The sequence below is a fragment of the Citrobacter sp. wls711 genome (assembly GCF_005281055.1).
In the GTDB taxonomy this organism is placed as follows: Bacteria; Pseudomonadota; Gammaproteobacteria; order Enterobacterales; family Enterobacteriaceae; genus Citrobacter; species Citrobacter gillenii.
The window spans coordinates 234192-254485 of sequence record NZ_SZXC01000079.1 but is presented as its reverse complement, the minus strand read 5'-3'; the positions used below and the strand labels follow the sequence as shown (position 1 = coordinate 254485).

Annotated in this window: 15 protein-coding genes, 1 tRNA gene and 1 other RNA gene; 3 read left to right on the top strand and 14 right to left on the bottom strand. The window is 52.7% G+C overall.

The window, feature by feature from the left end; translation table 11 throughout:
• Positions 1–63 precede the first annotated feature (63 nt).
• A complete protein-coding gene (pdeH, locus tag FDW98_RS22765; RefSeq protein WP_096759173.1) occupies positions 64–831 on the bottom strand; it encodes a cyclic-guanylate-specific phosphodiesterase in 768 nt (255 codons plus the stop codon).
• A gap of 230 nt (positions 832–1061) precedes the next feature.
• On the opposite strand from pdeH, the gene FDW98_RS22760 reads away from it, so the two are divergent.
• Positions 1062–1991, top strand: coding sequence for a sugar kinase (locus FDW98_RS22760; RefSeq protein ID WP_096759172.1), 930 nt, complete (start codon positions 1062–1064; stop codon positions 1989–1991).
• A 99-nt stretch (positions 1992–2090) separates the two neighbouring features.
• Here FDW98_RS22760 and FDW98_RS22755 read toward each other — a convergent pair whose 3' ends face one another.
• The 3 genes from FDW98_RS22755 to hmsP all read right to left on the bottom strand — a co-directional run bounded on the left by FDW98_RS22755 (position 2091) and on the right by hmsP (position 7256).
• Positions 2091–3584 (bottom strand): pitrilysin family protein, encoded by a 1494-nt coding sequence (locus FDW98_RS22755; RefSeq protein WP_096759171.1) that lies wholly within the window; start codon positions 3582–3584, stop codon positions 2091–2093.
• 221 nt (positions 3585–3805) lie between these two features.
• Complete coding sequence (locus tag FDW98_RS22750; protein WP_096759170.1) at positions 3806–5092, bottom strand: dicarboxylate/amino acid:cation symporter; 1287 nt, start codon at positions 5090–5092, stop codon at positions 3806–3808.
• 178 nt (positions 5093–5270) lie between these two features.
• Complete coding sequence (hmsP, locus tag FDW98_RS22745) at positions 5271–7256, bottom strand: biofilm formation regulator HmsP (RefSeq protein WP_096759169.1); 1986 nt, start codon at positions 7254–7256, stop codon at positions 5271–5273.
• 424 nt (positions 7257–7680) lie between these two features.
• Here hmsP and megL point away from each other — a divergent pair, with 424 nt between their 5' ends.
• Entirely contained in the window at positions 7681–8877 is a 1197-nt protein-coding gene (megL, locus tag FDW98_RS22740; RefSeq protein ID WP_096759168.1) for a methionine gamma-lyase, read from the top strand.
• A gap of 119 nt (positions 8878–8996) precedes the next feature.
• Positions 8997–10295 (top strand): amino acid permease, encoded by a 1299-nt coding sequence (locus tag FDW98_RS22735; protein ID WP_096759167.1) that lies wholly within the window; start codon positions 8997–8999, stop codon positions 10293–10295.
• 44 nt (positions 10296–10339) lie between these two features.
• Here FDW98_RS22735 and FDW98_RS22730 read toward each other — a convergent pair whose 3' ends face one another.
• The 10 genes from FDW98_RS22730 to eptB all read right to left on the bottom strand — a co-directional run bounded on the left by FDW98_RS22730 (position 10340) and on the right by eptB (position 20152).
• Positions 10340–11542, bottom strand: coding sequence for a sigma-54-dependent Fis family transcriptional regulator (locus FDW98_RS22730; RefSeq protein WP_096759166.1), 1203 nt, complete (start codon positions 11540–11542; stop codon positions 10340–10342).
• Between the two features lie 176 nt (positions 11543–11718).
• Positions 11719–12723 carry a dipeptide ABC transporter ATP-binding subunit DppF gene (gene dppF / locus FDW98_RS22725; protein ID WP_096759165.1) on the bottom strand — a complete coding sequence of 335 codons (1005 nt, stop codon included), beginning with the start codon at positions 12721–12723 and terminating at the stop codon, positions 11719–11721.
• On the bottom strand, positions 12720–13703 hold the full coding sequence (gene dppD / locus FDW98_RS22720) for a dipeptide ABC transporter ATP-binding protein (RefSeq protein ID WP_096759164.1): 984 nt from the start codon (positions 13701–13703) through the stop codon (positions 12720–12722). The genes dppF and dppD overlap by 4 nt, the downstream gene beginning before the upstream one ends.
• Before the next feature lie 10 nt (positions 13704–13713).
• Entirely contained in the window at positions 13714–14616 is a 903-nt protein-coding gene (gene dppC, locus FDW98_RS22715; RefSeq protein ID WP_096759163.1) for a dipeptide ABC transporter permease DppC, read from the bottom strand.
• Positions 14617–14625: 9 nt separating this feature from the next.
• Entirely contained in the window at positions 14626–15645 is a 1020-nt protein-coding gene (dppB, locus tag FDW98_RS22710; protein ID WP_096759162.1) for a dipeptide ABC transporter permease DppB, read from the bottom strand.
• Between the two features lie 166 nt (positions 15646–15811).
• On the bottom strand, positions 15812–17419 hold the full coding sequence (gene dppA / locus FDW98_RS22705; protein WP_096759161.1) for a dipeptide ABC transporter periplasmic-binding protein DppA: 1608 nt from the start codon (positions 17417–17419) through the stop codon (positions 15812–15814).
• On the bottom strand, positions 17334–17570 hold the full coding sequence (locus tag FDW98_RS22700; RefSeq protein ID WP_137398959.1) for a hypothetical protein: 237 nt from the start codon (positions 17568–17570) through the stop codon (positions 17334–17336). Before FDW98_RS22700 ends, dppA begins: the two co-directional genes overlap by 86 nt.
• Before the next feature lie 578 nt (positions 17571–18148).
• A non-coding RNA gene (locus FDW98_RS22690) (RtT sRNA) lies at positions 18149–18281 on the bottom strand.
• Positions 18282–18293: 12 nt separating this feature from the next.
• Positions 18294–18370 (bottom strand) — tRNA-Pro (locus tag FDW98_RS22685).
• 90 nt (positions 18371–18460) lie between these two features.
• On the bottom strand, positions 18461–20152 hold the full coding sequence (eptB, locus tag FDW98_RS22680) for a kdo(2)-lipid A phosphoethanolamine 7''-transferase (RefSeq protein ID WP_096759158.1): 1692 nt from the start codon (positions 20150–20152) through the stop codon (positions 18461–18463).
• Positions 20153–20294: the final 142 nt, after the last annotated feature.

Genomic DNA, 20294 nt, shown 5'->3' with positions numbered 1-20294 from the left:
TTTCTTCCTTGCCTGTTCTAAAGATAGTCCAGCAGGGTTAAAAGGAGGCCGATGACGCCAACATCACAGCGACAATATCACCTCTTCAAGGGTATTCAGGGGAACCGGACGCGAGAGAAAATAGCCCTGCGCAGCGAACGCCGGCGAGTTTTGCACGTCGCGCCACTCTTCCAGTGTTTCCACACCTTCAACAATCACGCCGCGGCAATAACGGTTCATTAACTGCAGCAGCAGTGTGAACAGGTTGCGGCCTTCCGGCGTCTGGCGCAGCATAATAAACAGATCCCGCGCTACCTTAATGTAGTCATAGCTGACTTCGCTCAGAGCGGAGAAATTCGCCATCCCGGTGCCAAAGTCATCCAGCCAAAGCGGACCAAACTCGCACATTGAGGCAAATGACGCTCCCTTCGGTAAACGAATATGCTCCACCAGTTCAAAGCGCAGCCACGGCAGGCATTCAATGATTTTCAGTATGTCGGGATCCTGGCGCATCGCCAGCAGCGTCGGGCCATCGACGTTCACCGACGCCAGCAGGTCGTGGGCTCTGAAAAAGTCGCTTTTCAGTTGGAGTTGCAGAAGCTGCTCTTTCACCACGTCAATACGATGACGTACGGCTATTTCGGCAAAATAGCGGTCCGGCGCAAGACGCTGGGCAGGATTGTCAGGATGGCTCACCACTGTCAGCAGTTCAACGGCCATCAGCCGCCCATTGGTCTGGTAAATCGGCTGGTAGGTGTAAGCACGCTCGCACTGCAGCCAATAGCGTCTCTCCAGCAAGCTCTCGATACTCGCATCAGGCGTAATTAGCTGCTGGGTAACCTGCTTTATCATCTGAGATGTCCTGTAAATAAGAGTGTGACTGACCGGACTCGTCAAAGGTTATCGGCGCTCGGGCGCAGAACTTTACATTCAGCACATCGCAAAATAAAAACCAGGCAGCAAAAAATTGCGCAGAATACGCGTTGGCTCAAAAAATTAATGGAACGATGTTTTAATATAGTTGACCACTTAACACCCACAGCGCACACTACCGTTAATTTTTTTCAGAGCAGGTTACGACTATGTCCAGCAAGATTGCCGTGATTGGCGAATGCATGATTGAACTGTCACAGAAAGGCGCAGACGTTCAGCGCGGTTTCGGTGGCGACACGTTGAATACATCCGTTTATATCGCCCGTCAGGTCGATTCTGCGGCCCTTTCTGTACACTATGTCACGGCGCTGGGCACGGACAGTTTCAGCCAACAGATGCTGGAATCCTGGCATGGCGAAAACGTCGATACCTCATTAACGCAACGCATGGACAATCGCCTTCCGGGTCTCTATTACATTGAGACAGACAGCACCGGCGAACGTACCTTCTATTACTGGCGTAATGAAGCCGCGGCAAAATTCTGGCTGGAGAGTGAACAATCCGCCGCCATTTGCGAAGAGCTGGCGACGTTCGACTACCTGTACCTGAGCGGTATAAGCCTGGCGATCTTAAGCCCGACCAGCCGCGAGAAACTGCTGTCACTGCTACGCGAATGCCGCGCCAACGGCGGAAAAGTCATTTTTGACAATAACTACCGCCCGCGCCTGTGGAGCAGTAAAGAAGAGACGCAGCAGGTGTATCAGCAGATGCTGGAATGCACCAATATCGCGTTCCTGACGCTGGATGATGAAGACGCACTGTGGGGTGAAAAACCCGTTGCTGAGGTCATTGCCCGCACCCACGCGGCCGGTGTGCAAGAGGTAGTGGTGAAACGCGGCGCAGACTCGTGCCTGGTGTCTATCAATGGCGAAGAGCTCATTGATGTACCGGCGGTAAAACTGCCGAAAGAGAAAGTGATTGATACCACTGCCGCGGGCGACTCGTTCAGCGCCGGGTATCTGGCCGTACGCTTAACCGGTGGTGATGCCGCAGAAGCCGCCAAACGCGGTCATCTGACGGCCAGCACGGTGATTCAGCATCGCGGGGCGATTATTCCCCGCGACGCAATGCCGCAGTAACTTATTGTTCTTGTAGGCCGGATAAGGCGTTAAGGCCGCATCCGGCATTGGGTACGCCGGGGGCGTTTCGCTTGCCCGGCCTACAGGTTACGATACCCTCTACTGTACTGGCGGAATATCCGTCACTTCAGGATGCGACTCATCGGTTTCAACCGACGCTGCCGCAGCGGCCACCGGCGCCATGATGGCATCCCACGTCGCCTGCAGATCCTTCATATTGAATTCCGGCTCACCCTTCGGCTGCAGCAGAATGAGTGCCATTTCTTGCGACAGTTGCTGGCGCAGGTCCTGATTCAACATTTCTACGGTCAGGCCATTGAGGAAGTTCTGGCGTAAACGCTGGTACTGTTCCGGCGCAATATCCACCACCTGATTTTGCAGCGAGCGCAGGCGCTGGCTGATTAAGATATCGGTATCGGTTCGGCCATAGGTGGCAAACAGCTTCTGCAGTTCCAGATTTTTTTGTGCCACCAGCGCGTTAAATTCATCTTCCGGCAGCCCCTTATCACGCACTTTCGCCAACTCACGCGCCACCGTACCCAGATTCGCATTCAGCTTATCATTCGGTGACTCAACGTTAATGGCGCACTGCGCACGCAGGAACAACACCCGACAGTCAAAGCCGAGGCCGATATCTTTCGCATTGTTTTTAGTAAGCGTCTGCTGAATGTGCCAGAACAGCGCTTCACGGGCTAAATCAGCACGCCAGTAGCGCAACAGCGCGGCAGATTCACGAATCGGTTGCCACGGCGTATCCCACATAATTGAGAGGCGATCCTGGCGTACCGCATCGGTCATAATGCTCACCGCTTCAGCGCGTAGCGGAGAAAGTGTCGGCACCGGTGCCGGAGTCTCACGTTTACCTTTTAATTCGCCGAAGGTTTTGTTGATTTGCTCTGCCACGTTACGTGCGTCAACGTTGCCGACGATAATCAGCGTCATGGCATCCGGGGTATACCATTTCTGGTAGAACGACTGGATTTTCTCAGCATCGACCGGGGTTTTCAGCGGATCGGCAGGATCGTGTCCCAGCAGCGTTGATCCTTTCAGTCGGTAGCGCCACCAGCCTTCTTTGGTGTCCACCGGCCAGGTTGTCACCATATCTTCGCTGCTCAGCGCATGGTTGATGGTTTCTGGCGTGATGGTCAGTTTGCCGGAGATAGTCGCCAGATAAGAGAGCGACTCTTTCAGCAGGTCGTTACGGCTGTTGGGCAAGCTGAGGTTATACAGTGTGGAATCATAGGAAACGATAACAGGCGGCATGGGACGCTTGGGATCGAACCCCTGCTGCCACAGTGAACGGGCTTGAGTGGCATCAAGGCCACCGCTTTGCGTCAGCGCGATACGCGGGATCGCATGGCTGAAACCACTCTGTTGTGTATTTTCGGTGAGTGAACCGGTATTAACCAGCAGGCGAACCTCGATACGGTCGCTGGGGCGCTGGGGGGTGGCTAATACTTGCCACTGTAAACCGTTTGCCAGCGTACCCTGTTGCCACGCCGGGTCAGGCTGGAGCGCATCTGCCTGCACATAGCCGGCAGAGGCCATCATCAGCAAGCTGCCCACTAAAAGTCGAATTTTTGTGCCCTGCATGTGAACCCCTGATCAACAATCCTGGTAATAAAAAGACAGCCCTGAACAGGACTCTCTGAATATGACGTTAAAACACTTCGTGTTAGACCGCGAAAACATAAAAATGTCACGGAAGAAGTGAAAAAATCCCGAAGCCATCGGATCGACGGCTTCAGGTACAGGGGGTAATTATGCGCAGGAGCCCGTAGCCCTACAAGGGACTACGGGCAGAAGTGACGAGATTAAGAGGATAAATCGTGCGTTTTGCCATCCTGCGCACGGTTATTCAGCGTGTCATCCAGCTTTTTGGTATCCAATTCTTTCACCCACTTAGCCACAACGACCGTGGCCACACCGTTACCAATCAGGTTGGTCAGCGCACGGGCTTCAGACATAAAGCGGTCAATACCGAGAATCAACGCCAGACCGGCAATCGGTAAATGGCCCACAGCGGAGATCGTCGCCGCCAGGACAATGAAGCCACTTCCGGTGACACCCGCAGCCCCTTTCGAGGAGAGCAGCAGCACCACCAACAAGGTTATCTGATGGAAGATATCCATATGACTGTTCGTGGCCTGAGCGATAAACACCGCCGCCATCGTCAGATAGATCGATGTCCCATCAAGGTTAAACGAGTAACCGGTAGGGATAACCAGCCCGACCACCGACTTCCGACAGCCCAGTTTTTCCATCTTATCAAGCATACGCGGCAGCGCGGACTCGGAAGATGATGTCCCCAGAACGATCAGCAATTCTTCACGGATATAGCGGATGAACTTGAAGATGCTAAAGCCGGTTGCACGAGCAATAGACCCCAGCACCACCACCACAAACAGAATACAGGTGATGTAGAAGCAGATAATCAACTGCCCCAGCTGTACCAGCGTACCGACGCCATATTTACCGATGGTAAAGGCCATGGCCCCGAAAGCACCGATTGGCGCCAGGCGCATGATCATATTGATGATGCCGAAAATGACCTGCGAGAAGCTTTCAATCACGTTGAAAATCATTTGGCCTTTGCTACCCAGACGGTGCAGCGCGAAACCAAACATCACCGCGAACAGCAATACCTGCAGGATGTTGCCGCTGGCGAACGCGCCAATGACGCTACCTGGGATAATATCCATCAGGAAGCCCACAATCCCCTGGTCTTTTGCCTGCTCAGCGTACATCGCGACGGCTTTGGCATCCAGCGTGGCCGGATCTACGTTCATCCCGGCACCGGGTTGCACCACGTTGACGATGATAAGACCGATGATCAGCGCAATCGTACTGACGACTTCAAAATAAAGCAGTGCAACCGCACCCGTGCGGCCTACTGCTTTCATACTTTCCATGCCTGCAATGCCGGTAACGACAGTACAGAAGATGACGGGCGCGATGACCATCTTAATGAGCTTAACGAACGCGTCGCCAAGCGGTTTCATTTGGGCGCCCAATTCAGGGTAGTAATGGCCAAGGAGAATACCGATGGCAATCGCTGTCAGGACCTGAAAGTAAAGGCTTTTGAATATTGAGGTTTTCATAGGGTGTCCTTAAAGTAAAAACCACAGGTCTTGTAAGGTTTTATTTAACCTGCGGCCCTAAAGTAACACCCACACAACATGACAGAAATGTACAAAGATCATAATTGATACAAAAATGTTAAAAATTTTGAGCTGGCTCGCACAAGCGCACCCTTTTTTAAGTTTTGTAATCAGCCCATTACTGCGTTAAATAACGTTCTTCGAAGATATCTGCCGGAACGGGACGGGCAAATAAGAATCCCTGCGCCACTTCCACGCCCGCCTGTTCCAACCACGCGCGTTGGGCTTCGGTTTCGACACCTTCGGCAATCATCTGTAAATCGAGGCTGTGCGCCAGCTGAATAATCGCCGTGATCATGCTGCAATCCTCAGGCACGCCGTCGACAAACATCTTATCGATTTTGAGCACATCCACCGGCAGCGACTTCATATGCTGTAGCTGGCGTAAACCGGCGTAGCCCATACCAAAGTCATCCAACGCGATACGCACACCTGCATTACGCAGCGGGCGCAAAATGGCAACGGCCGCGTTGGGATCATCGATATGTCGGCTTTCGGTCACTTCGAGAATCAGCGTGCCGGGCTTCACACGATACCGGTTTAGTAGTTCCAGCAGGTCTGACACCATATTCGGGTGCATTAACTGCAGTGCAGAAAGATTAACCGATAGTGGAAGCATCAGACCGCGCTCCTGCCAGGCAGCAAGCTGGCGGCAGGACTCTTCCAGCACCCAGTACCCGACAGTTACCATCAGACCACAGGATTCAATCCTGTCGATTAACCCTTCCGGCAGTTCCCAGCTTCCATCCGGCTGCTGCATCCGTAACAGCGCTTCCGCACTCAGTATTTTGCCGCTGGCAATTTCTACCTGCGGCTGCATCCACAGCGCAAAGTGCTGGTTGTCCAGCGCGGTAAGAATGTCGTTCTCTTCCGTCAAACGCTGCTGAGCTTCTTCCATTTGCTGCGGGTCAAAGAACTGAATCTGGTTTTTACCCTTCCGGCGTGAGGTGAGTGCCGCAGAGAGCGCACGGCTGTAAAGCTGCTCTGCGGTCAAGTCGCCATAAAACATCGCGACCCCAATATTGCAGTTGGGGCGCAGTTGGATACCGTGGATAGGCAAACGCTCATTAATGATAGTGAGTACTTGCTGACCTAATGTAATGGCATGCCAGGGTTCCTTCACACCATGCGCAATAATGGCAAAATCGTAGCCACTTACCTGGGTAAGCACCATTCTGGGCGCCAGTACCGACTTGAGTTTTTCGACAACCGTCAGCAGCAGGATTTCCCGCTGAGTTTCGCTCAGCACGCCTGCGGTATCCCGCAACGTTTCGCAGGTGACAATCATCAGTGCTGTGGTCTGCTTACGGGATACAACCTGCTCCAGCAGCCCCATTAAAAACGTTTTGTTGGGCAGTTCGGAGACCGGAAAACGCATTGAATAGTCGCTCAACTCTTCGCTGCGGCGCTGCACCAACTGCTGGTTCAGGTTGTAGCTGCGCACCAGCATGCCAATCTCATCATCCTGATGCAGGCGCGGCAACGCCAGTTGGTAGCCCATTAACGCCTGCTGAGGGATCTCATTCAGTTCTCGGGCTATTTTACGTAACGGATGCACAATCAAGCGGTTAATACACCAGGAGATCGCCACCGTCAGGACCAGGGATAAAAGTAAGTAAATGGTCACTAACGTTGAGAGCGTGCTCATCACGAATTTGTACATACGGTACGAATCTGCCTGCAGCACCAGATAGGCCAGCGGCTGTGGGTTGGCAGAACGCTCCAGAGAATAGACCGGCAGCGAGATCTGCACCGGCAGTTCGAACAGACGCGTCACCGTTACCGGGACCGAACGTTCGGGAATAAAGCTCATCCGCAAAGCCTGAAACTGATTCGGCAGTACCACATCGGCGCGGCTAACCACGCCCGCGGGCTGAATTCGCCGTAAAATCGTCTCCGCTTCGGGGATATCCCCTTTCAGAATGGTGGCCGACAGGGGCTCACGTACAGAGCGGGCGATACTTTCCAGTTGCGTAGCCGTGTTATAGCGGTTCTGCTGTACCAAATGAAACAGCAAAACGGTGCAAAAAATAAAAACAAACACCATGACTACGGCCGCAACCATCGCCATCTGCTTAATTGTTAACGAGCGACTGACACGCAAACTGACTCTCCATGGATAAATAAAACTGCCGTCAGAGTATACCCGATCATAGCGTTATTAAGAGAGGCGCTATCTGAAAAGTTCCCATCGCGTATTTTCGCCGCAGGTTTGACGCCTGGCGTGGAAAGTTACCGACAGAAAGGCGAAAAAGGCCGCAAGATTACGCTTCACCGGACAAGCCCGGCTTATCGATGATTCTGCGGTAACACATCACCCAAACCACTTCGCCAGTACCCCGTCTGCGTGAAGCCTCGCATTCACGTTTATCTCGCCGTAACTGGAAAGTTATTTGCCAGCTGGCAACTTTCCTGACGGCATCTCAAATGATTAAATTACTAACACATTGATATCTATACATTCATTTTCTGGCACAGCGATTGCTATTTGACTGTGAGCTGTTCTGTTCCGAATCAAAGGAGATATCATGTCTGACTGTCGTGCTTACGGATTCAATACCCAGATCGTTCATGCGGGCCAACAACCCGACCCTTCCACTGGCGCGCTCAGTACGCCTATTTTCCAGACGTCAACCTTCGTTTTTGACAGTGCCGAACAGGGCGCCGCCCGCTTTGCGCTTGAAGAACCCGGCTACATCTATACGCGCCTTGGAAACCCCACCACCGACGCGCTGGAGAAAAAGCTGGCTGTGCTGGAAAGAGGCGATGCCGCGCTGGCAACTGCATCCGGTATTTCAGCCATCACCACCTCGTTGCTGACCCTGTGCCAGCAGGGCGACCATATCGTTTCCGCCAGTGCCATTTACGGCTGTACTCACGCTTTTCTGTCACACAGCCTGCCGAAGTTCGGCATTAACGTCAGCTTCGTCGACGCCGCCAAGCCGGAAGAAATCCGCGCGGCCATGCGCCCGGAAACCAAAGTGGTGTATATCGAAACACCAGCAAACCCAACGCTCTCGCTGGTTGATATTGAAACGGTCGCCGGGATCGCCCATCAGCAAGGCGCATTGCTGGTCGTGGATAACACCTTTATGTCGCCCTACTGCCAGCAACCTCTGCTGTTAGGTGCCGACATCGTGGTGCACAGCGTGACCAAGTACATCAACGGCCACGGAGACGTGATTGGCGGTGTGATTGTTGGCAAGCAGGAATTTATCGACCAGGCACGATTCGTCGGGCTGAAAGATATCACCGGCGGCTGCATGAGTCCGTTCAACGCTTGGCTGACGCTGCGCGGCGTGAAAACATTGGGCATCCGAATGGAGCGCCATTGTGAAAACGCGTTAAAAATTGCCCGCTTCCTGGAAGGGCATCCGGCCATTACCCGCGTGTATTACCCTGGCTTACCTTCACATCCGCAGTATGAGCTGGGTAAACGTCAGATGAGCCTGCCGGGAGGAATTATCAGCTTCGAAATCGCCGGCGGCCTCGAGGCTGGCAGACGGATGATCAATTCTGTAGAATTGTGCCTCCTCGCGGTCAGTCTCGGTGACACCGAAACCCTCATTCAGCACCCAGCGTCTATGACACATTCGCCCGTTGCGCCAGAGGAACGGCTTAAAGCAGGTATTACCGACGGACTTATCCGTCTTTCTGTTGGTCTTGAAGATCCAGAAGATATTATTAACGACCTTGAACACGCCATCAGAAAGGCAACATTCTGACTATTACGGCCTGAACCGATGCAGATCGGTTCAGGCCGTTGAGAATCAAGGCACAACAGCCTGGCTATACACGTAATTCCTTTTCGGGGGGAGAGCGTGTATTTTCGGCAGGGGGTTCTATGCAGGACAACACATTACAATTAAGCAACACTACAGCAACCGCCGCATCCTTCTCAACAAAGCTACCTTTTACAAAATACGATTTTGGTTGGGTATTACTCTGCATCGGCATGGCAATTGGCGCCGGAACGGTGCTGATGCCGGTACAAATTGGTTTAACCGGTATTTGGGTATTTATTGTCGCCTTTATTATTGCTTATCCCGCCACCTATATTGTGCAGGACATTTATTTAAAAACGCTCTCTGAAAGTGAAACCTGTAATGACTACACCGATATTATTAGTCATTATTTAGGTAAGAACTGGGGCGTATTTCTTGGCGTCATCTATTTTCTGATGATTATCCACGGCATCTTTATTTATTCATTATCGGTTGTTTTTGACAGTGCGTCCTATATCAAAACCTTCGGACTCACCGATGCCGATCTTTCGCAGTCAATTATCTACAAAGTCGCGATTTTTGCGGTGCTGGTTGCCATTGCTTCCGGCGGAGAAAAGCTGCTGTTCAAAATCTCCGGCCCGATGGTGGTGGTAAAAGTTGGCATCATCATTGTATTTGGCTTTGCGATGGTCCCGCACTGGAACTTTAATAATATCAGCGCATTCCCTGAGGCGGGTGTCTTCTTCCGCGATGTCCTGCTAACCATCCCGTTCTGTTTCTTCTCGGCGGTGTTTATTCAGGTACTGAACCCCATGAATATCGCCTACCGCAAACGGGTGTCAGACCGGGTGTTGGCTACGCGCATGGTCATTCGTACCCACCGCATCAGTTATATTACGTTGATTGCAGTCATTCTGTTCTTCTCATTTTCCTTTACCTTCTCTATTAGCCATGAAGAAGCGGTCTCAGCCTTCGAACAAAATATTTCCGCACTGGCGCTGGCGGCTCAAGTTATCCCAGGACAAATTATTCACATCACCTCCACGGTGTTGAATATTTTTGCCGTACTGACAGCATTCTTCGGTATTTATCTGGGATTCCACGAGGCCATGAAGGGTATTATTCTTAACGTACTGGGTCGTGTTATCGACGTTGAGAAAATTAATCCATTGGTTCTGACGCTGGGGATTTGCGCCTTTATCGTCACCACGCTGGTGATTTGGGTGTCGTTCCGCGTATCAGTACTGGTGTTCTTCCAGTTGGGTAGCCCGCTTTACGGTATCGTCTCGTGCATTATTCCGTTCTTCCTGATTTATAAAGTCACACAGCTGGAAAAACTGCGCGGGGTAAAAACCTGGCTTATCCTGCTGTACGGAATGTTGCTGTGCCTGTCACCGCTGTTGAAGCTGATTGAATGACGAATTAAATAACCCGATGACAGCGCCGTCAGCCCTGACGGCGCTTACTCCACGCTCTCCAGCTGATAGCTACGGATTTTATTCAGTACCGTGGTATGCGACACCCCCAGCACTTTGGCAATATGCCGCGATGAAACATTCTCATCCATCATCTGCTCTATCAACTGACGCTCAGCGCATTGAACCTGCTGTTTAAAAGGCTGTCCACCGCGGGCCTGATTAACTGAGGTTATATTTTCGATACCCAAATCCTCTCGGGTAATCACATCAGATTCTGCCATCAACATCAGACGAATAATGGTGTTTTCCAGTTCGCGCACGTTCCCCGGCCAACCATGATGATGCATGGCATCAAAGCAGCCTTTATCCAAAATTAACCGGCGCTGAAATTCTTTCGCATATTTCTGCACAAAATGGCGGATCAGCAGGCTGAGATCCTGCGGGCGTTCCCGCAACGGAGGAATAGTCAGGGAGAGGACGTTAATTCGATAATACAGGTCGGCGCGCAGCAGGCGTTGTTCAACCATCTCTTCCAGATTGGCGTTGGTCGCCACAATAATACGCACGTTAACCGGAATAATCTGCGCCCCGCCCACGCGGCGGATCCCGCCATCTTGCAGTACTCGCAGTAATTTGGCCTGTAAATTCAGCGGCATCTCACCAAATTCATCCAGGAAAAGGGTGCCTTTATCCGCCATTTCAAACAGCCCTTTTTTGCCTTTACCGTCCGCACCGCTGAAGGCGCCTTTTTCGTATCCGAAGAATTCACTCTCCATCAGCGACTCGGGTAATGCAGAGCAGTTAACCGGAATAAATGGATAAAAGCTGCGCTGGCCAGAGTTATGAATCGCTCGGGCCAGCAGCTCTTTACCGGTGCCGGTTTCACCGCGGATCAGGACGGTATATTTGCTGTCCGCAATTCTGATCGCTTTTTCGATCAGTGCCTGCATGCTCTGGCTGCTGCAAATAATGTCTGAAAAATAGCGTGGGCGTTCCACTTCGGGCATCGACAGTTCGCTTATCTCTTCGCAAAAGTAAGCAACGTTAATAATATCGGCACGCTGACTTAAGCTGGATTGCACGCAGGAAATATCCTGCAACTGACGACACCAGGATTTAATCAGGATCCGGCCTGCCGTCACCTTCATTGAGATGATATTAATATCACAGCAGGAAAACTCCTTCAGGACATCCTCAACCATAGACAGGCGATCAATTGTTTTAATATCCCAGCGTATCGTGACCACATTTGCTCCAGGTAGTTAGCAACTGCGAAGTAGATATTTCGGTGACGCTCAAGAATCTGACTACATTCTAGACGCTGTGGAATAATGTTCTGCCAATGGACTCACATTGTGGAAGTAAAAACGAAATATAAAAAAACCGGAGCACAAGGCTCCGGTTATTGGGTCATAACCCACGCTTATTGCTGTGGATTCTCATCCTGGTCTACGGCAAAGCACGCCACCAGCTGACCGCCGTAATCTTTAAGCTGCGGCTGTAGCTGGGTACAAGGACCAAAACGACGGCGGCAGCGGGCGTTGAACGCGCAGCCCGGCGGTGGATTCAGCGGGCTTGGCAGCTCGCCGGTCAGCTTGATGCGCTCACGACGGTCGTCCGGGTTCAGACGCGGCGTCGCAGAGAGCAGCGCCTGGGTGTACGGATGACGCGGATTGTTGAAGATCTGATCTTTGGTCCCTTTCTCCACGCAGCGACCTAAATACATCACCATCACTTCATCGGCAATATGTTCCACTACCGACAGGTCGTGGGAGATAAAGACATAGGACAGCCCCAGATCCTGCTGCAGATCCATCATCAGGTTCAGCACCTGTGCACGCACAGAAACGTCCAGCGCGGAGACCGGTTCGTCGGCAATCACCACGTCCGGGTCGAGCATCAGACCGCGGGCGATGGCAATACGCTGACGCTGACCACCGGAGAACATGTGCGGATAGCGGTCGTAGTGCTCGGTTTTCAGGCCCACTTTCGCCATCATCGCCAGCGCTTTTTCACGACGCTGCTCTTTGTTGAGCGAGGAATTGATCTGCAGCGGCTCCTCCAGAATCTGCCCCACTTTCTTACGCGGGTTCAGCGAGCCATACGGGTTCTGGAACACAATCTGGATTTTCTGCCGACGCAGCTTCTGCGCCTGCGGGTCATGCTTGAGCAGATCTTGCCCCTGATAATACAGCTCTCCGCCGGTCGGAACTTCAATCATCGTCAGCAGGCGACCCAGCGTTGATTTCCCGCAGCCCGACTCGCCAACCACCGCCAGCGTTTTGCCACGCTCTAAGGTAAATGACACGCCGTCCAGCGCTTTAACCAGGCGCTCCGGGGCGAACATCCCCTTCTTCACCGGATAGTGTTTTTTCAGGTCAATTGCCTGCAACAATGGCTGTTGCGAGGTGGCCTCGTGCGTACTCATAGTGTGGGCCTCCCGGCATCATCGAGTGGGTAGTGGCATTTCGACTGGCGACCTTCGCCCAGTATGTTCAGCTCCGGCTCTACGCTACGGCATTTGTCCGTGGCATACGGACAGCGCGGGTTCAACAGACAACCGTTCGGGCGGTCGTATTTACCCGGCACCACGCCCGGCAATGAGGCCAGACGCGCTTTATCCTGCGCAAACTCCGGCAACGCACGCAGCAATGCCTGGGTATACGGATGGCGGGGCGCGCGGAAAATATCGTGTGCAGCCCCGGTTTCCACCACCTGACCGGCATACATAACGATGATTTTGTGTGCCGCTTCTGCCACCAGCGCCAGGTCATGAGTAATCAACACCAGCGCCATATTTTCTTTCTGCTGAAGCTCCAGCAGCAGTTCGATGATCTGCGCCTGAATAGTCACGTCCAGCGCGGTTGTCGGTTCATCGGCAATCAGCAGTTTCGGACGACAGGCAATCGCCATGGCGATCATCACGCGCTGACTCATGCCTCCAGACAACTGGTGCGGATACACATCAAGACGTGAAGCCGGGTCAGGAATGCCCACCAACGTCAGCAGGTCAATCGCCCGCTGAATACGGGTTTTCTTGTTGCCACCCTGATGCACCTTAATGGCTTCCATAATCTGGTAGCCGACGGTGTAGCAAGGGTTGAGGCTGGTCATTGGATCCTGGAAAATCATCGCCACTTCAGCACCCACCAGCTGGCGACGCTCTTTTTCAGAGATGCGTTTCAGGTCGCGGCCGTTAAACTCAAGGCTTTCCGCCATCACGCGCCCGGGGTAGTCAATCAGCCCCATAATCGCCAGTGAACTGACGGACTTACCGGAGCCGGATTCCCCGACAATCCCCACCACTTCGCCCTGGTTCACACTGTAGCTGATGCGGTCTACGGCACGGAATTCGGCGCCAACGTCGCCGAAATGTACAGATAACTTGTCTACATTTAATAACGCCATCTCGAACCTCTTACTGCTTCAGTTTGGGATCGAGCGCGTCACGCAGACCGTCACCCATCAGGTTAAATGCCAGCACCGTCAGCAGGATCGCCAGACCCGGGAAGGTCACGACCCACCAGGCACTTTGCGCGAACTGCAACACGTCGGAGAGCATAGTGCCCCATTCCGGTGTTGGCGGCTGCGCGCCCATGCCCAGGAAGCCAAGCGCGGCCATATCGAGAATGGCGTTAGAGAAGCCGAGCGACGCCTGAACAATCAGCGGCGCAAGACAGTTAGGAAGAATATTAACGAACATCTGGCGCATCGCACCGGCACCCGCTACGCGAGAGGCGGTGACGTAGTCGCGGTTCACTTCCACCAGCACGGCGGCACGTGTCAGACGCACATAGTGCGGCAGCGCCACGAACGTCAGCGCCAGCGCCGCGTTACCTATCGATGGGCCAAATACGGCGACTAACACCAGAGCCAGCAACAGACTCGGCAGCGCCAGCATGATATCGACCACACGCATGATGATGTTATCAACAATACCGCCGAAATAACCGGCCACCAGGCCGAGGATAACCCCCATCACCAGCGACAGCACCACCACCAGACAGCCGACCAGCAGCGACAATCGTGCACCATACATCAAGCGCGATAACACATCGCGTCCCACGTCGTCAGTACCGAACAGATGCGCCCACGAGCCGCCTTCCTGCCACGCAGGAGGTGCCAGCAGCGTATCGCGAAACTGTTCCGCCGGGTTATAGGGCGCAATCCAGTTGGCGAAAATGGCAATAAACAGCACGATGACCACATAAACGAGGCCAACGACCGCACCTTTGTTGCGTTTAAAATAGTGCCAGAACTCCTGCAACGGGGTCATCGGCACCGGTGCAGCAATAACTTTATTTTCAGTAACCTGTGACATGATGGCCCCTTACTTCTTATGCCGAATACGCGGGTTCACCACGCCGTACAGCAGGTCTACCAGCAGGTTGACGAGAATAATCATCGTCGCTACCAGTAATACACCGCCCTGCACTACCGGATAATCACGGCGTTGCAGCGCATCAATCAGCCAGCGCCCCAGACCCGGCCACGAGAAAATGGTTTCGGTCAGAATAGCCCCTGCCAGCAGCGTACCGACCTGCAGACCGATAACGGTCACCACGGGCAGCATGGCGTTGCGCAGAGCATGAATGACGATCACGCGCATCCGCGTCAGCCCCTTGGCGCGCGCGGTACGAATGTAATCTTCGCCCAGCACTTCCAGCATTGACGAACGGGTCATACGCACGATAACAGCCAGAGGAATGGTGCCCAGCACCATCGCGGGCAGGATCATATGCGCCACGGCATCAATGAAGTTACCCTCTTCACCCCAGATGGCGGTGTCGATCAGCATAAACCCGGTCAGCGGGTTGGAGTCATCAAGGAACACCATGTCGCTCACCCGCCCGGAAACCGGCGTCAGGTTCCACTGCACGGAAACCAGCATGATCAGCATCATGCCCCACCAAAAGATAGGCATGGAGTAACCGGTCAGTGCCAGACCCACAGCGGTGTGATCGAAAATGGAACCACGCTTAACCGCGGCGAGTACACCAACGGGAATGCCTACCGCGGTGGCAAACATCATGGCGCAGACACCGAGTTCCAGCGTCGCTTTAAAGCGTGGCACGAACTCTTCCCACACCGGCAAGCGGCTTTTTAACGAAATGCCTAAGTCACCATGCATAACCCCCCAAATGTAATGGAGGTACTGCTGCCACATCGGTTTATCCAGACCGAGTTCAGCCAGCAGTTGAGCATGACGCTCAGGGGAGATCCCACGCTCACCCGCCATGATCATTACCGGATCGCCGGGGATCATATGGACGAAGGCAAAGGTGAGAAGAGTGATACCGATAAACGTAGGGATGACGAGTCCCAAACGTCGGAGAATGAACTGCAACATAACCCGGATTCTCTCTAATGACGCACGGCCTGGAACCGTGAATCTGTATTGCTCACAAATCTTATCCCACGCATAAACAACTGTGGGTAAAGCACTACGCCGGATGGCGCTGCGCTTATCCGGCCTACACAATACCGGGGCGCAGCGCTTCCTTAATTGCTTTTAATTATTCGATAGAGACGTTTTCGAAGTGGTGTTTGCCTAATGGATCAACCACATAGCCTTTGACTTCTTTACGCACGGGCTCATACACGGTGGAGTGAGCAATGATCAGCGCAGGCGCCTGGTCATGCATCACTACCTGAGCTTGTTTGTAGAGTTCAACACGCTTGTTGTGGTCGTCGGTCGCGCGGGCCGGTTGAATCAGATCTTCAAACGGCTTGTAGCACCAGCGAGAGTAGTTGGAGCCGTCTTTCGCTGCCGCACAGCTGAACAGGGTGGCGAAGAAGTTATCCGGATCCCCATTGTCCCCGGTCCAGCCCATCATCACCGCCTGGTGCTCACCAGATTTGGCACGCTTGAGGTACTCGCCCCACTCGTAGGTGACGATTTTGGCCTGGACGCCAATTTTCGCCCAGTCCGCCTGGATCATTTCAGCCATACGGCGTGCGTTCGGGTTGTACGGACGCTGTACCGGCATCGCCCACAGTTCAACGGTGAAGCCTTTGTCCTGGCCCGCTTCTTTCAGCAGCGCTTTGGCTTTTTCCGGATCGTAGCTGTAGTCTTTAACGTCGTCGTTATAGCCCCACATGGTTGGCGGGATCAGGTTCTTGGCTGCAACGCCTGCGCCCTGATATACCGCTTTGATGATCGCTTCTTTGTTCACCGCGTAGGTCAGCGCCTGACGCACTTTCACATCATCAAATGGTTTCTTCTCGGTGTTGAAAGAGAGGTAGCCGACGTTCAGGCCCGCCTGCTCCAGCAGGTTGAGGTTTTTGTCCTGCTTCATACGCGCGATGTCAGCCGGGTTCGGGTACGGCATCACCTGGCACTCATTCTTCTGCAGCTTGGCGTAACGCACGGATGCGTCAGGGGTGATGGAGAAGACCAGACGATCGATCTTGGGCTTGGTGCCCCAGTAACCTTCGAACGCTTTATACAGAATGCGCGAGTCTTTCTGGTACTGCTGCATCTGGAACGGACCGGTACCGATTGGGTTCAGATCCACTTTCTCCGGGGAGCCAGCTTTCAGCATGTTGTCGGCATATTCTTTGGAAAGAATAGACGCGAAGTCCATCGCCAGATCTGCCAGGAACGGTGCTTCCGGGCGGGTCAGTACGAACTGGACGGTGTTATCGTCGACTTTCTTCACTTCACTGATCAGATCCGGCAAGCCCATCCCTTCGAAGTACTCATAGCTGCCACCAGAGACTTTATGGTACGGGTTCTGGGCGTTTTTCTGGCGGTCAAAGGAGAACACCACGTCATCAGCGTTGAAGGTACGCGTCGGTTTAAATTCTTTATTGTCCTGCCACTTCACGCCCTGACGCAGGTGGAAGGTATAGGTTTTACCGTCTTCGCTGATTTCCCACTTCTCAGCCAAGCCCGGGATCACTTCAGTCGTACCGGTTTTGAACTCAACCAGGCGGTTATAGATCGGTACTGAGCTGGCATCATAGGTTGTGCCAGAAGTGAAAAGCTGTGGGTTAAAGCCTTCAGGAGATCCTTCTGAACAATAAACCAGAGTTTTAGCCTGTACGCTTGCGGCGCAGGTCATAGCCACCAGGCTCAGACCAAGCTTCAGCATCCCTGACTTCTTCAAGGAAATACTCATTCTTCTGCTCCAAATGTGATGTTTGTTGTTTTACCCTTTGCAGTGGGTTTGCACCGCCTGGCCTTTTTTGTTTTTTACCCGGCCGGGTCGGCGTTAAGAGGATGGGGATTCCGTTCACATAAGCGACTGAGTTGCAGTGCGGATTCTCCATGAAATGCCCCTCATGCCCTACAATCTGTCAACAGAATGTGAAAACGTCAATACAGGTAACCGTGATTTACGCCAACGGTGAGAATTCGCAAACAAAGATTAAAAAAAGTGCAGAGGGGCATTTTCAGCAGGGAAATTTGTGCTACGCGGCCTATACCAGAATAAATATCTTCATATTTAGCAACGTTTAGTGATTAACATTTATGCAAAATGTGAAAAATTTCTTAATGAATGCTGCATATCTGAGCGATTAATACCATGAACGTTAAAGCGCACAGCGGAAAATGCTAGGTTCAGCCATAAGTAACGCAAAAAAAGATTCAAGCAAATATAAAAAAAGACAATGGAATATGTCACAGAATCGTTAACAGACAGTGGGAAGTGGTACACAATTTTTGCAGGCGAAATGAAGATGAAACGGGGAAGCGGCCCGTTGGCCGGATAAGGCGTCTGCGCCGCCATCCGACGATGCAGACTCCCGCACGCTTTAATTGCCTGATGGCGCTGCACTTATCGGGCCTACAAATCCTCTCGGCTTCAAATGCAAAAAGCCCTGCTCGTTGAGCAGGGCTTTAAATTTGGTCGGTGATAGAGGATGACTCGCCACTGCGTGGCTCGCCCTGCGGGCCGTTGCTGGCGCAACGTTCTCTCACTACGTTCGAGTCGAACCTCTTACCCCCGGAGGTTCTCATCCTCGTGAATCAAAGAGCGGGCTTTTCTAATTTGGTCGGTGATAGAGGATTCGAACCTCCGACCCCTTCGTCCCGAACGAAGTGCGCTACCAGGCTGCGCCAATCACCGAATGCGGGCGCATCTTACTGCTCAGGTGTGCGCCCGTCAATCCCTTCGTATCAAAATGCCATTCGATCGGCGAGAAAGTCAGCAGGCCGGTTACTGCGCCGCGACTTTCTGCCCGCCCGGAACGTTGCACCAGTTATTGTTCTCATTTATACCGCCGTTTGGCGAGGTATAACCGAGGCAACCCAAAATGGTGTCATACAGTTCCACATGGCGGCGCGGGACCTTCATATCCGCCTCTTGCTTCAGGTGAGCAAACGCCTTCGCATGATCGGGGTCTTCCAGATACTTATCCGACATCCACACCATCATCGGCACGCGGAACTGCTCTGGCGGCGCCATTTTACGCGGCGTACCGTGCAGGTGCTCACGTTCGTTAATAGACTCACCGTGATCGGCGGCATAGAACACTATCGCTTTCTTATCGCGCAGTTGATCAAACACTTTGGTAATAAAGTGATCGACATAGGTCACCGAGTTGTCGAAAGAGTTAATCATCTGTTCTTTCGAACAGCCGCTATCGACATCCACACACTCAGGCTTCCACTGTGCATACTCGCGAGTGTAGCGCTGCGTGTAGTTAAAGTGTGAACCTTTGGTATGCAGAATAATCAGGCGCTTACCGCTGTCATTCTGCTTTAAGGATTGCTGCATTTCGGTAATCAGCAGCATATCGTCAACCGTTTTGCCACGGTTACGCGGCTCTGCGCCAATTTGTTCACGATAGGCGATGTTTTCCGCCATGGTATTACTGTAGAACCACATCTCGCTTTGCATCGCGTAAAGGTCTGTTTTAAACCCTAACTGACCGAGTACAGAAAAAACGTTTTGTTCTTTCAGCGTCCGCTGTGGGTTTTCTTCCGCACCACCTTGACGTACAAACATGCAGCGCAGCGACAATTTGGTCGCGGTATCACATGAATACCCACGGAATGCCGCCAGGTTTTTCTCCTGAGCCAGTCTTGGCGTGGTATTTCGCTCGTAGCCAAAAATCCCCATATGATCCCAGCGCGTGGTCTCACCAATAATAAACACCACGTAGGTGTCATCGAGATTCTTGGGGGCAACATAAGTGAATTTTTTCGCCGGGTTCATCAGCGATTGGTTGTCTGAGGACTCATCAACCTGCGCCCAGGCATACAGCCCTAACGCGGAGAGCCAGTTTGACGGCAGATAGGAGTTTGCCACGACGCCGCCGTAGCTGGGCAAATCGATGCCGGTTTCACGCTCGACGGATCTCTGCTGCATGCTGAGCAGACGAATCGGCGCCCATACCATGATCCCCGCCAGCAAAACGACCGCCACGTTGCGAAATCTCATACCTGGCGTGCGCAGCTGTTTTATCAGGGTGTAGCGACAGCGGTTATTCCAGATTAAGAGCAACGGCAAAATACTGACCGAAACCAGCCACGCAATAAAATGCCAGCCCACAACTTCCTTCGATAAATCAATATCGGTGGTCATAACCGAGGCAATAATGCCGTAACCGATCACCACGTTCAGGAAGGTCATATAATAGCTGGCACCTGCGGAACACAGCACCACAAAGGTCGCCAGTACACGCCAGGCGCGTCGGCCAAATAAAGAGAGAAGACGAAGTAAAAAGAAGGTTGCCAGCACCGCGCCAGCTAATTCAACAACCGCAGAGATTCCTTTCCAGACGGTGAACTCGTACGCATATCCGCTAAAACGACGGTAAAATACAGCGGAGTTCATAAACAGACCGATATAGATTGCCAGCAAGAGACTGAGCTTCTGCTGCGTCATCGACTTAATATATCTCATCAATAAAACCTGGAAAACGGGATAAAAAACCCTACTTACAGTCAGTTAGACCGGGCAGGTGAAAGATGCGACAACGGCAGAGTTTGAAATGTCTACGGGCGCGAGTAAGTAGACCACAGGTAAACGCAAAAGTGCTTATAGA

Coding starts and splice junctions, on each gene's coding strand:
- pdeH (WP_096759173.1), bottom strand. CDS start 831: ATGATAAAGCAGGTTACCCAGCAGCTAATTACGCCTGATGCGAGTATC.
- FDW98_RS22760 (WP_096759172.1), top strand. CDS start 1,062: ATGTCCAGCAAGATTGCCGTGATTGGCGAATGCATGATTGAACTGTCA.
- FDW98_RS22755 (WP_096759171.1), bottom strand. CDS start 3,584: ATGCAGGGCACAAAAATTCGACTTTTAGTGGGCAGCTTGCTGATGATG.
- FDW98_RS22750 (WP_096759170.1), bottom strand. CDS start 5,092: ATGAAAACCTCAATATTCAAAAGCCTTTACTTTCAGGTCCTGACAGCG.
- megL (WP_096759168.1), top strand. CDS start 7,681: ATGTCTGACTGTCGTGCTTACGGATTCAATACCCAGATCGTTCATGCG.
- FDW98_RS22735 (WP_096759167.1), top strand. CDS start 8,997: ATGCAGGACAACACATTACAATTAAGCAACACTACAGCAACCGCCGCA.
- dppF (WP_096759165.1), bottom strand. CDS start 12,723: ATGAGTACGCACGAGGCCACCTCGCAACAGCCATTGTTGCAGGCAATT.
- dppD (WP_096759164.1), bottom strand. CDS start 13,703: ATGGCGTTATTAAATGTAGACAAGTTATCTGTACATTTCGGCGACGTT.
- dppC (WP_096759163.1), bottom strand. CDS start 14,616: ATGTCACAGGTTACTGAAAATAAAGTTATTGCTGCACCGGTGCCGATG.
- dppB (WP_096759162.1), bottom strand. CDS start 15,645: ATGTTGCAGTTCATTCTCCGACGTTTGGGACTCGTCATCCCTACGTTT.
- dppA (WP_096759161.1), bottom strand. CDS start 17,419: ATGAGTATTTCCTTGAAGAAGTCAGGGATGCTGAAGCTTGGTCTGAGC.
- FDW98_RS22700 (WP_137398959.1), bottom strand. CDS start 17,570: ATGGAGAATCCGCACTGCAACTCAGTCGCTTATGTGAACGGAATCCCC.
- eptB (WP_096759158.1), bottom strand. CDS start 20,152: ATGAGATATATTAAGTCGATGACGCAGCAGAAGCTCAGTCTCTTGCTG.